General features: G+C 57.6%; 12 protein-coding genes. 6 read left to right on the forward strand and 6 right to left on the reverse strand.

The genetic code is table 11. The features are described 5' to 3' along the window. Positions 1-97: 97 nt before the first annotated feature. Positions 98-979 (reverse strand): glutathione-dependent disulfide-bond oxidoreductase, encoded by an 882-nt coding sequence (yghU, locus tag RSK20926_RS14910; RefSeq protein WP_008207940.1) that lies wholly within the window; start codon positions 977-979, stop codon positions 98-100. 301 nt (positions 980-1,280) lie between these two features. Here yghU and RSK20926_RS14915 point away from each other — a divergent pair, with 301 nt between their 5' ends. After that, positions 1,281-1,799 (forward strand): YHS domain-containing (seleno)protein, encoded by a 519-nt coding sequence (locus RSK20926_RS14915; protein ID WP_008207942.1) that lies wholly within the window; start codon positions 1,281-1,283, stop codon positions 1,797-1,799. Between the two features lie 92 nt (positions 1,800-1,891). Here the strand turns inward: RSK20926_RS14915 and RSK20926_RS14920 are convergent, their stop codons facing one another. After that, entirely contained in the window at positions 1,892-2,479 is a 588-nt protein-coding gene (locus RSK20926_RS14920; protein WP_008207943.1) for a GcrA family cell cycle regulator, read from the reverse strand. Between the two features lie 160 nt (positions 2,480-2,639). Here RSK20926_RS14920 and RSK20926_RS14925 point away from each other — a divergent pair, with 160 nt between their 5' ends. Continuing rightward, positions 2,640-3,458: an ABC transporter permease gene (locus tag RSK20926_RS14925; protein ID WP_008207946.1), complete on the forward strand. Its 819-nt coding sequence runs from the start codon at positions 2,640-2,642 to the stop codon at positions 3,456-3,458. A gap of 47 nt (positions 3,459-3,505) precedes the next feature. On the opposite strand, the gene RSK20926_RS14930 is transcribed toward RSK20926_RS14925, so the two are convergent. Both RSK20926_RS14930 and RSK20926_RS14935 read right to left on the reverse strand, forming a co-directional pair. After that, positions 3,506-4,777 (reverse strand): MFS transporter, encoded by a 1,272-nt coding sequence (locus RSK20926_RS14930; RefSeq protein ID WP_008207948.1) that lies wholly within the window; start codon positions 4,775-4,777, stop codon positions 3,506-3,508. Between the two features lie 123 nt (positions 4,778-4,900). Next, a complete protein-coding gene (locus RSK20926_RS14935) occupies positions 4,901-5,794 on the reverse strand; it encodes a DMT family transporter (protein WP_008207950.1) in 894 nt (297 codons plus the stop codon). 343 nt (positions 5,795-6,137) lie between these two features. Between RSK20926_RS14935 and RSK20926_RS14940 the strand changes: the two genes are divergently transcribed. The 3 genes from RSK20926_RS14940 (at position 6,138) to RSK20926_RS14950 (ending at position 8,990) form a co-directional block, all read left to right on the forward strand. Further along, entirely contained in the window at positions 6,138-7,319 is a 1,182-nt protein-coding gene (locus RSK20926_RS14940) for an aspartate aminotransferase family protein (protein WP_037255351.1), read from the forward strand. A 77-nt stretch (positions 7,320-7,396) separates the two neighbouring features. Continuing rightward, a complete protein-coding gene (gene argF / locus RSK20926_RS14945; RefSeq protein ID WP_008207952.1) occupies positions 7,397-8,323 on the forward strand; it encodes an ornithine carbamoyltransferase in 927 nt (308 codons plus the stop codon). Between the two features lie 97 nt (positions 8,324-8,420). Then, positions 8,421-8,990 (forward strand): isochorismatase family protein, encoded by a 570-nt coding sequence (locus tag RSK20926_RS14950; RefSeq protein WP_008207954.1) that lies wholly within the window; start codon positions 8,421-8,423, stop codon positions 8,988-8,990. Between the two features lie 136 nt (positions 8,991-9,126). Here RSK20926_RS14950 and RSK20926_RS14955 read toward each other — a convergent pair whose 3' ends face one another. Together RSK20926_RS14955 and RSK20926_RS14960 are read right to left on the reverse strand one after the other, a co-directional pair. Beyond that, positions 9,127-10,614 carry an inorganic phosphate transporter gene (locus RSK20926_RS14955; protein WP_008207956.1) on the reverse strand — a complete coding sequence of 496 codons (1,488 nt, stop codon included), beginning with the start codon at positions 10,612-10,614 and terminating at the stop codon, positions 9,127-9,129. Between the two features lie 93 nt (positions 10,615-10,707). After that, on the reverse strand, positions 10,708-11,166 hold the full coding sequence (locus RSK20926_RS14960) for an NUDIX hydrolase (RefSeq protein ID WP_008207957.1): 459 nt from the start codon (positions 11,164-11,166) through the stop codon (positions 10,708-10,710). A gap of 202 nt (positions 11,167-11,368) precedes the next feature. On the opposite strand from RSK20926_RS14960, the gene RSK20926_RS14965 reads away from it, so the two are divergent. Then, a complete protein-coding gene (locus RSK20926_RS14965; RefSeq protein WP_008207958.1) occupies positions 11,369-12,118 on the forward strand; it encodes an SDR family NAD(P)-dependent oxidoreductase in 750 nt (249 codons plus the stop codon). Positions 12,119-12,187 lie beyond the last annotated feature (69 nt).

Here is a 12,187-nt window from a genome sequence, read left to right on the forward strand (position 1 = left end):
TGCCAGGAGGCTGAGCAAATGCGAAGCTTCCGCAGGCGCGGGAGCTCCACCCTCGCTGCTCTTAGCCCACACTCATTTTGGCATGGTTTGTTAGGGGTCAGTCGGCTTCTTCTGTGGCTTCGATCTTGTCCTGGGTCCGGGTCTCAAAATCGCTTGCTGCGTGGCGTTCGCGAAGCTGCGTGTGCAACTCGCCAAAGGCGCGGTTCACCATACGGCCGCGGCTAACGGCTGGGCGAGCGTCGATTTCTTTGGCCCAACGCATCACATTTTTGTAGCTCTCCACATCCAAGAACTCAGCCGCATCATAGAGACGTCCTAGCACCAGCTGACCATACCAGGGCCAGATGGCGATATCGGCAATGCTGTAGTCTTCACCGGCGATGAACCGGTTCTCTGCCAATTGTCTGTCCAACACATCGAGCTGACGCTTGGCCTCCATCGCAAAGCGGTCGATGGGATATTGCCATTTCTCGGGTGCATAGGCGTAGAAGTGGCCAAAACCGCCGCCCAGATAGGGGGCACTGCCCATCTGCCAGAAAAGCCAATTCATCACTTCGGTACGCGCGCTGCCTTCTTTGGGCAGAAAGGCGTCGAATCTCTCTGCCAGGTGAACCAGAATAGAGCCCGATTCAAACACGCGCTGAGGCTCTGCGCCGCTGCGATCCATCAGGGCCGGGATCTTTGAATTCGGGTTGACCTCAACAAAGCCTGAGCCGAATTGATCACCCTCACCGATATTCACCAGCCAGGCGTCATATTCAGCGCCGCTGTGGCCAAGGGCCAGCAGTTCTTCGAGCATAACGGTGACCTTCACGCCATTGGGTGTGGCCAGGGAGTAGAGCTGCAAGGGGTGTTCACCCACAGGCAATTCCTTGTCGTGTGTTGCTCCGGCGATGGGGCGGTTGATCGACGCAAAGCGACCTCCGCTTTCTTGTTCCCAAACCCAAACCTTCGGAGGTGTATATGCTGTGTCGCTCATCTCTCTGCCTTGTCTAAAAGATCTGATTTCGTTTTCCAGTGCGCCAAATTGCGCAGTAGTCCCTGAAATAGGAACCTTCCTGAAAATTCCAATGACTGGAAGGTCCGATCAGATCTTTTTTGCAGCAGATCACAAAAACTCTACCGGGAACACAGTGGCGTGACCCCGGTTTCAACGGTCGATTTTCCTGCATATTGTCTCTTCAGCAGACCCCAAGCGGACACAGATCCCAATAGGGCGACGAATTTTCTTTTGTGCCGCTGGGAAGGCGGCGCCGACAAAAAAATAGGAGAAACACGAGATGAAGCGCTTTGCATTTGCTGCCCTGGCGGCCATCAGCTTTGGCTTCCCGGCCCTGGCGGGAGAGCAGTTTGTTGATGAAACGGGCTATGCTGTATCTGGGTTTGATGTTGTGGCTTACCGGAGCTTGGAACAGTCTTCTGTTGGGGCGGCGCAGCCAGCTGCGGTTCCTGGCCTGGCCAGTATCACGGCAGAGTACAATGGCGCGACTTTTGCCTTTGCCAGCGAAGAAAACCGGGCCAAGTTCCAGGAAAACCCTGCCTATTATGCTCCGCAATATGATGGCCACTGTGCCTATGGCGTGTCCCGCGGCGGTAAGGTGCCAGGAAATCCGAATCTGTGGCGGATTGTCGACGACAGGCTCTATCTGAACATCACACCTGTGGTTGTCGGGTTCTGGGAAGAGGATATTCCTGGGAACATCGAAACAGCAGAAGGCAACTGGCCCAGCATCGATCCCAAGCCAGCTTCGACCAACACAATCCCGAATTTCTCCTCTGCGGCGCCTGAAACAAACTGAGGCCGCAGCCAGTCAGACTGATCATGACAAAATGAAAAGCCCGCTTCTTCAATAGAAGCGGGCTTTTCATTTCAAATTCTGCGCTGCGGCGACTAGCGTTTACGGTCGCGACGCGCGCTCATGGGCTGGAACGCGACGCCAACATGGGCTTCGCAATAGGGCTTGCCCTGTTGAACCGGCAAGCCGCAGAACCAGAAATCCTCGGTTGCGGGGTCGCCAACCGGCCATTTGCAGGTTCGCTCTGTCAGTTCCATCAAGCTCAGCTTCTTGGCCTTCTTTTCGATCTCATTGACCTTGGCCAGCGCTTCGGGGCTGATCTCATTGGCAGAAGGCTGAGGTGGCAGGGGCTGTCCTGCGGGGATGATCTGCTTGCGCGCCGGCAGGCTGGGTTTTGCTTCGCTGTTGGCAGAAGCTGCAGGCTGCGCTGCCGCAGGCCGCGCGGGCTCAGTCTTGGGCTGCGGTTTGGGTTTGGGCGCGGCTTTGGGCGCCGGAGCCGGCTTTTCCTTGGCCTCTGCCGATTTGGCACTGCTGGTGGCGCGGTTGGAGAGGCCGAGGCGATGCACCTTGCCAATCACTGCATTGCGAGTCACCCCGCCCAGTTCTTTTGCGATCTGGCTGGCCGACTGGCCTTCGCCCCACATCTTTTTGAGCAATTCGACGCGCTCGTCAGTCCAGGACATCTGTTGCCTTTCCAAGCTAATAGCGGCCCCAGAATCCTGCGGCCGCCATCGTGTTCCGTATTCAACTGCCTATACTAGCCACTGAGGGCAGAGTTACAAGGCATCTTGCACCTGCTCAGGCTTTGTCTATGCAGTCAAACCACACAAGAGTGGAAAAAACATGTCACAAAACGAAACAGGATTTCAGCTGGCCCTTGGTGAACGGCGCTTTGGGCGGGTGAACTGGCTGGGGTTGCAGACATTGGCAGGTCGAGAAATCACCAGGTTTCTGGTCGTGTGGACCCAAACTTTGCTGGCGCCTTTGGTCACTGCGGCGCTGTTTTTGTTGATTTTCAACCTGGCCATAGGTCCGCGCCGGGGGGATGTCATGGGGGTTCCATTCCTGCAATTCCTTGCACCGGGCATCATGATGATGACGGTAATCCAAAATGCTTTTGCCAATACCTCTTCTTCCCTTGTCATCTCCAAGGTGCAGGGCAACATCGTGGATACGTTGATGCCACCGCTTTCCGGGCTGGAGATTCTGCTTGGCTATCTCGCGGGCGCAATGGTGCGTGGAGTGGTGATTGCTCTTGGTATTGCCTGCGGTTTGGCTGTGGTACTGGGGCTATTTCCCGCGCACCCTGTGCTCGCCTTGCTTTTTGTCACGCTCGGAGCGGTTTTCCTGGGAGGGCTTGGTATCGTTGCCGGGGTCTTTGCAGAAAAATTTGACCAGATGGCGGCAATCACCAATTTCATTGTGACCCCTTTGGCCTTCCTTTCAGGGACTTTCTACTCTGTTGCGGCCCTGCCGCCGGTGCTGCGCAGCCTGTCGCAGGTCAATCCGGTTTTCTATCTGATCGATGGGCTGCGATTTGCCATGATTGGAACTTCGGATGCACCAATTGGTCTGAGTATCGCGGTCTGCCTCCTGGCTTCCTGTTCGATCTGCGCATTGGCCTGGGCCATGCTGCAGCGGGGATATCGGTTGAAACCCTAAAGCTCCTTTGAATTCGGCGCTCTCTTGCTCAAGGCCGAGCAAACCGCCTATTCAGCGGCCAGTTCGCGGGGGGAATTCGCTGGTGATTGGCCCACTTGCCGGACGGGGGCGGATTGAGGTTGCCGTGGCCGTCCAAGGCGAGGATGGAGTTTGCCTGCCAGTAGCCCTGCTCCGGCAAGCGCCACGCCCCCGGCAGCAAAAATCCCGGCAACCGGCAGCAATAGCAAAACCGCCCAGGCAAGCCCCGGTGTGAGAATGCCCGAAACATCGCGGTAGCTGGAATAGACCGCTGACATCTCGGTCCGCTCAGAGGGTTTGACCGCCATCAAGAATGGCAGGCCCGCGCAGATGTCCAGCTCGATCAGGGCAATGGACCCCATGACCAGAAGGATGACTGCGACCCAGGGCTGGCCAGAGTTGAGGTAGGCCAGGGTAAAGCAGAGGGCGACAATGAGAAACCCGAACTGCACTGCAAAGCGGATAGAGTGCCGTTGGATCCAGCGTTGCAGCAGGGGGGCGCCAAAGAGGGCAGCATTGGTGAAGGAGAGAAGAAACCCTCCGAGCTCCTCTCCGAGGTTGGATTCGATTGCGAAAATCGGCAGGTAAACCACATAGATCCACCACCCGCAGGAGCGGATGACCGCAAAGAGCCAGCCAGCAATCAGACGCGGCTGCGCTAAAAAGCGCGGCAGATAGGCGAGGGGATTTGCCGCTGGGCTGCGCGCTTTGGAAATCTGTTTCCCGTTGCCCATGCGCATGCGCCAAAAGGTTGCCAGCATCACCAAAGCGGCAAACCCTGAGAGCAGAAACGGGGCAGGTTCCCAGTGTTTCATCATGACCACGCCGACCATGGGGCCGGCGGTCCAGCCGAGAGCTGAATAGAACATGCGAGAGGTCTCACAGCGGCCCAGTTCAACCCGTTCGATATAGTCTAGAACATAGGCGTTGAAACAAATGAAGGTCACCACCGCGGCAATGGTGTTGAGCGCCAAAGCCAGCAACATGCCAGTGGTTCCGCCCCAGCAGGCGCAGGCAGCTGAGGCAACAAACATCAGCGTTCCAATGGAATAGGCCCAACGACGCGGGATCAGCCGGATTAGTCCCGGCAAAAGCAGCCCAACAATCAGGGAGAGAATGCCAACCGCGAAATAGCTGGCAGAGACCAAAGCTGCGTCTCCGAGGCTTCGGTACAGGGCCAAAGGGAAAACCGAAATCAGACTTCCACGCACCACGGCCTCAAGGCCTGCGAGAATTCCAAAATCACGAATGGATGGGGCCGGAGAATGGCGCAGCCACTCCGGAATACGTCTCTCGTGCATCGACGCGCTCCTGCTCTGTTTCCAAGTAGGTTGCGCCGCAAATTCTTTGGGAAATGCCGGTTTTCGACCTCTGTGTCGCGGCTGGGATTTCTCACGAAAATTTATTTGCTCGGAGGGGTGCGCCTAGTTCCCGCTCTTGGCCCGCAACCGCCCCTCTCGCCAGGCCAGCAATGCCGCACCAGATAGGATGGTGGCTGCCCCGGCGATCGTGATGAGGTCAGGCTTTTTTGCAAAGCCAATAAAATCATAAAGCGTTGCAAAGATTAACGTGGCATAGCTGAATGGCGCTGCAAAAGAGGCATCCGCCCGGGCCATGCCATTGATGAAACAGGCCTGTGCGCAGGCCATCAGGATCCCTAGTCCCGCCAAGGCCAGCCATTGGGTCGGGGTAGGGGCCTGCCAAACAGTGCTGGCAGCGATGCTGGCGATGATCAGCCCCAGCGCATTGTTGAACCAAAGAACCTGCAAAGGGCTTTCCTGCCCCGCCAGTTTCTTTATCAGTATCAGCTCCATCCCCATGACAAGTGCTGCCGCCAGAGCCAAGAGAGCGGCGGGCTGGAAACTGGAAGGCCCGGGACGAAGCAGTATCAAAGCCCCCAGGAGCGCGACAAAGGCCGCAAGCCAGCGCCAGGGGCCAACCCGCTCTCCGAGGAGAGGGATCGCCAGCAGCATTGCAAAAACCGGATTGAGAAAGGTGATCGCGGTGGCATCCGCCAGGGGAATATAGGCCACGGAGGCAAACATCAGGGTCACACCCAGCCAGCCAAAACTGGTGCGCCCCAGATGCAGCCTCCACTGTGGTTTTTGCAGTTTGAAACGCAGGACAATCACCGCGCTGGAGATCGCAAGAAAGGCGAAACAGAAGCGGCCAAAGCTGATCTGCATCGGATGCAGCGGCGTACCCAGAGCCTCTGTGCCCAGGGCTTTGGCAAAAAGGGTGGTGGCGGCGATGAATACCGAGGCGGTGGTGATCAGGATGGCTGCCAGCGCCGGGTTTTGTTTTGTTTCGATCTGCATCTGGCCAGCTGTGCGGTGCCAATCCTTCTTTTGCAAGTCCTATCGCCTCGCCTACGGTTCTGCGTGGTCAGGTGCCACGCCGCACCTTGCATGGCAGGGGTGGCAAAATGTTTGCGCAATGGCTCCGAAAGGGGTTTCTTTTTGGCATTCGCTCCGATATGGAGCCTGCCTATGATCAAAGATGCACATATCCCTTTGCTGCGACGCCGACGCCGTTTGGCGTAATTTGGCCGTTTTGATCTCTTGTGCCTGTCCTGTGGTGCAAAAACACTCTCCCATTATTGACCCTTTGGCCCGGCTCATGCACTGCTTTGGCCTCAACCCGTGAAAAAGGATGATCCTGATGATCCCCTCCGTATTGCCCACCTATAATCGCGCTCCATTGGAGTTCGTGAAAGGCGAAGGTTCCTGGCTGATTGAGGCGGATGGGCGACGTTTTCTGGATCTTGGTTCCGGGATTGCGGTGAATGCGCTGGGCCATGCCCACCCAAAGCTGGTTGAGGTTCTCAGCACCCAGGCGCAAAACCTTTGGCATGTCTCCAACCTCTATAAGATCCCGCAGCAGGAAAAGCTGGCGGATCTGCTGGTGGAGCATACCTTTGCCGATACGGTCTTTTTCACCAATTCCGGCACAGAAGCCTGCGAGCTGGCGGTGAAGATGGCGCGCAAGTTTTTCTACGAGAAAGACCAGCCGGAGCGGGTGGAGATTATCACCTTCGATGGCTCCTTCCATGGCCGCTCCTCGGCGGGGATCGCTGCTGCAGGCAGCGAGAAAATGACCCAGGGATTCGGTCCGCTTCTACCCGGATTTGTGCATCTCACCTTTGGCGATCTGGATGGGGTGACCAATGCGATCACCGATCAGACTGCGGCCATTCTGATTGAACCGGTGCAGGGCGAAGGCGGTATTCGCCCGGTGCCAGACGCGGAACTGAAGGCGCTGCGCCAAATCTGTGATGAGGCGGGCATCCTGCTGATCCTGGACGAAGTGCAATGCGGTGTGGGCCGGACCGGCAAGCTCTTTGCCCATGAATGGGCGGGCATCGCGCCTGACATCATGATGGTGGCCAAGGGCATCGGCGGCGGCTTCCCGCTGGGCGCTGTGCTGGCCACGGAGGAGGCCGCCTCTGGCATGACAGCCGGCACCCATGGTTCCACCTATGGCGGCAACCCCCTGGGCTGCGCCGTGGGCTGCGCCGTGGTAGAGGAAGTGACCGCCGACGGATTCCTTGAAGAGGTGAACCGCAAGGCGGGCCTGCTGCGGCAAAAACTTGAGGGGATCGTTGCTGATTATCCCGATGTTTTTGAAGAGGTCCGTGGATCTGGGTTGATGCTTGGCCTCAAATGCAAAGTCTCCAACATTGATGTTGTAAACGAAGGCTATGAAAAAGAGCTTATCACGGTTCCTGCCGCCGATAACGTTATCCGTCTGTTGCCACCTTTGAATCTTTCGGATGAAGACGTCGCTGAAGCCGCTTTGCGAATTGAGGCGACCGCTGGCGGTGTGCGTATCGGCAACGGCTGACCCCAGAAAAGACCAAAATGTTGTTGAGCTGGGCAAAGCAGCCTGCAGCTCTGACCTAAAAGTAAAGCGATTCCACGATGAAGCACTTCCTAGACATCCACAAAACCGACCCTGCTGATCTGCGGGCCATCATCGATCAGGCCAGCGCCACCAAACAGGCCCGTCTGGGCCGGCCCAAAGCTGCGTTGGACGATGAGCTGCCGCTCAAGGACCGTATGGTGGCGCTCATCTTTGAAAAACCCTCGACCCGGACCCGCGTCTCCTTTGACGTTGGCGTGCGCCAAATGGGAGGCCAGACCATGGTTCTCTCGGGCAAGGACATGCAACTGGGCCATGGCGAAACCATCGCCGACACCGCCCGCGTGCTTAGCCGCTATGTGGACATGATCATGATCCGCACCTTCGATGAGACCGTGCTGACCGAGATGGCGGAATATGCCGATGTGCCGGTGATCAACGGGCTCACCGACCGCACCCATCCCTGCCAAATCATGGCGGATGTCCTGACCTATGAAGAGCACCGCGGCCCGATCAAGGGCAAAAAGGTGGTCTGGGCCGGGGACGGCAACAATGTCTGCGCCTCATTCCTGCATGCGGCGGGCCAATTCGGTTTTGACCTCACCTTTACCGGTCCCGCGCAGCTGGACCCAGAGGAGGAGTTCATCGGCCTGGCCCGCAAAGCGGGTTCGAAGATCTCAATCGAGCGTGATGCCTTCAAGGCCGTCGAGGGTGCTGATCTGATCGTCGCCGATACCTGGGTTTCGATGCATGACAGCCAGTCCTCGAAAGAGCGCCGCCACAACATGCTGCGCCCCTATCAGGTCAATGATGAGCTGATGTCCCACGCCAAGTCGGATGCGCTGTTCATGCATTGCCTGCCAGCCCACCGGGAAGAAGAAGTGACCTCTTCTGTCATGGACGGGGCACAGTCGGTGATCTTTGATGAGGCCGAGAACCGGCTCCATGCCCAGAAAGCCGTCATGCGCTGGTGCCTGGAAGGCTAGGCCTTTTCTCACCACACGTCACATGGGTTGACCTCTGGTCATTCCTTGCAGCTTCTGAAACCCTCACCTCACTTCAACATGAGGCGAGGGTTTTTCTATGTCGAGCAATGTGGCGCTTTTGGTGGTGGATATGCAGGAGGAAATGGCCATTGTTACGGCCTCTGGCCGTCAACGGGCCATTCCGAATGCCGAAGAGAATATCGCGCAATTGGTCAGCGGGTTTCGCCGGGCTGGCCTGCCGGTGGTGCATGTCATGCATGATGATCCGCAACCCGAAAGCAAATTTCGCCGCGATCTGCCAAGTGGCCAGCCGATGGCGTGTTCCAAGCCCATCGAGGGAGAAGAGGTTTTCTGGAAGACCGGTTCCTCAGGATTTACCGGAACAAGGCTGGCAGAGGGTTTGGCAAAACGGGGGATCACAAAGCTGGTAATTGTTGGCGGGGTTGCGGCCTTCTGTGTAAATTCCACCGCCCGCTTCGCCGCCAACCTCGGCTTTGAAACCGAAGTGGTGGAAGATGCGCTGATTGCCTTTGACATGCCCGCGCGCAAAGGCGGGATGCTGGATGCGGAAGTTGTCCTGGAGGTGACGCTCTCTGCGCTTCATGCGGGCTTTGGCAAAGTTCTGCCCGCAAGTGAGGTCATGGAGCAATTGGCTATGCCAGCTTGATCTCGCGTTTCGTCGTGAAATCTGTTGGCATTATGGGTTGATGCTGGAACGAAAAAGGCCTGCTGCAGGAAATGCAGCAGGCCTTTTGGTGTTTTGCTCCACAGGTCAGAAGGGCCTGAAGAGTGCGTCGCGGAAGTTACCCTGCGACGGCGTTCAGCAACAGATAGATCACGCCAGAAAGCAGTGCTGCCGCAGGCACAGTGATGACCCAGGCCGCAGCGATGGTCATGAAGTGGCTGCGACGAACCAGCTTGCGGCGGCGGCGCTCTTCTGGAGCGAGACGCAGTTCAGCCGGACGTGCCCCTGCGGATTTCTTCAAGCGACGCTCATGGTGCCATTCGCGGAAGAACCCAACGCCAAAGACCGCACCAACCGCGATATGGGTGGAGGAAACGGGCAGGCCCAGCCAGCTCGCCACAATCACGGTGATGGCCGCCGACAGCGACACACAATAGGCGCGCATCGGGTTCAGCTTGGTGATCTGGCTGCCAACCATGCGGATCAGCTTGGGGCCAAAGAGGAAGAGACCAAAGGAAATCCCGAAGGCGCCGATCACCATGACCCAGGTCGGGATCGCCACTTTGGAGGCAAAATCGCCGAACTCGGAAGCATGCACAATGGCGGCCAGCGGGCCTACGGCATTGGCCACGTCATTTGCACCATGCGCAAAGGAAAGAAGGGCGGCAGAGATCACCAGCGGGATGCGGAAGAGAACCTTCAGCGACTTGTTGCGGTTCTCCATGCCCTCGGACTGGCGCTTGATCAGCGGAGCGGTGATGACATAAGCGACCGCGCCTACCATGGCGCCGATCAAGAGCGCGGTCTGCAGGTCGATCTTGATGATGCGCTTCAGGCCTTTGAGGGCCAGATAGGCGCCAAAAGCGCCGGCCATGATGCCGACCAGGACCGGCACCCAGCGGCGCGCGGCTTCGATCTTATCCTCTTGATAGATGATCTTGGCCTTAATCAGGGCCAGGAAGAGCGCCGCAATGACACCGCCCAGCACTGGGGAGATCACCCAGCTGGCGGCGATTTTGCTCATGGTGGCCCAATTCACCGCAGTGAAGCCAGCCGCGGCAATGCCTGCGCCCATGACGCCACCAACAACAGAGTGGGTGGTGGAGACCGGAGCGCCGATCCAAGTGGCCAAGTTGACCCAGAGCGCAGAGGAGATCAGCGCTGCCATCATCGCCCAGATGAAGACTTCGGAGGTGGCAACGACTTCGGGGTCGATAATGCCCTTTGAGATGGTGGAGACCACATCGCCGCCGGCAATCAGGGCGCCTGCGCTCTCGAAAATCGCGGCAATCATGATGGCGCCGCCCATGGTCAGGGCATTTGCGCCCACCGATGGGCCCATATTGTTGGCGACATCATTGGCGCCGATATTGATCGCCATATAGGCACCAAAGACCGCAGCGGCGACAACAATCAGATTGGCCTGGCTACCGCCAAAGAAAATCGCAGCACCTAGGCCTGCCATCACGATAAAAACCAGGGCGATCCCTGGTGCGATCATGGGCCGGGCCACATATTGGGTGGCGGATTCAAGATGGGAGAAGCGATGTAGATCGCGATCCAGCGTTTCGCGGTGATCCGCGTCATTGGGTGATGGAGTGCTCACAGTAGTCGTCCCTCTGGAGGCAAAGATGAGGGTGCACTAAGTGAGCCTGCTGCATGTGGCAAGCCAAACTGTCACAAAATTGACGCAGAAGTGTTACAATTGGCGCAGGAGAGCCTGCAATTCGGGCTCCCGCACCCGATTTGCCGCCTCTTGCGGAGAGAACCATTGCCTTTTGCGCTGATGGGCCTCTGGGTAGTCATCGCAGAGTTCTACATTTGCGATGGAGTAGACAAAGGTCTCCACCGGTACCGGCAGCCCGGTCTTCAGCTCTTTTTCATAGCTGAAGGCGCCAATGGGCGCGCCCTCCACTTGGCCCTTTTGGACACCAGCCTCTTCCCAGGCTTCCTGCAGAGCGCTTTCTCCGCCGTCCTTTCCCTTGATGGGCCAGCCCTTGGGCAGGATCCAGCGCCCGGTGCCCCGGCTGGTGACCATCAGCACTTCTTTCTGGTCCTCTGTCGTGCGATAGCAAAGCGCTGCAACCTGAACGCGCTTGGGGCGAAACAACATCGGCTTGATCACCGAGCTCCAGGCTTTGGAGAAAACATTGCTCATTGGAACCGCCTTTTTGTCATTTTTTGCTTTGCCGGGAGAACAGATAAAGGAACATAGTGAGCCTGTGGATAAAGTGCAAGTTGGGTGCGGTTTTGCTGTCTCTCCTATGGGGTGTAGTTATGTTTTTCCTTTTCAGCTGAAAGGAAGGCACCTGCAAAAGCGCGTTCAATGGTGAAGTTTAGTAAACAAAGGCAAAGAGAATATGAAAACCGCATTGATAACAGGCGCTGCTCGCGGCATCGGGCTTGCAACAGCCAAGATCCTGAAGGCGGAGGGGTGGAAGGTTGTCCTATTGGATCGGGACAGTGAAGAGCTTTCCCGCGCGTCCGAGACGATTGAGGATTGCCTGCCTATCGTGGCGGATGTCTCACAGCCCGAGGAGGTTGACCGCGCCTTGGCGACACTCACCGAGCAATGCGGCAGGTTGGATGGTTTGGTTAATAATGCAGGTGTTGCGGATTTTGGTCCTATCCGCGAGACCAACTTTGCGCGTTGGCGGCGGGTCATGGAAACCAATCTTGATGGGCCATTCCTAATGACCCAGGCCTTTACTGAGCTTCTAGCTGCGGATGGTGGCGGTGCAGTGGTCAACATTACCTCCATCTCTGGTCTGCGCGCCAGCACCCTGCGGGTGGCCTACGGCACCTCAAAGGCCGCACTGGCGCAGCTGACCTTACAACAAGCCGTGGAGCTGGGCGAACTGGGGGTCCGGGTGAATGCAGTGGCGCCGGGGCCGGTGGCGACCAAACTGGCCATGGCGGTGCATACGCAGGATATCATTGATGCCTATCACGACGCCCTGCCGCTGAACCGCTATGGCAAGGAGGAAGAAATCGCAGCGGCTATCGTGTTTCTCTTGTCGGAGAAGGCCAGTTTTGTCACCGGGCAAATACTGGCAGCAGATGGGGGATTTGAGGCAACCGGGATAGGGCTGCCTTCCCTGCGAGGTTGATCCCAGAGTAGAGGTCCTAGTGATGAGGGCAAGGCGGGGCGCTCCCGCCTGCGAGTCTGGTGCATCAAA

This window comes from Roseobacter sp. SK209-2-6, assembly GCF_000169455.1.
In the GTDB taxonomy this organism is placed as follows: Bacteria; Pseudomonadota; Alphaproteobacteria; order Rhodobacterales; family Rhodobacteraceae; genus Pseudophaeobacter.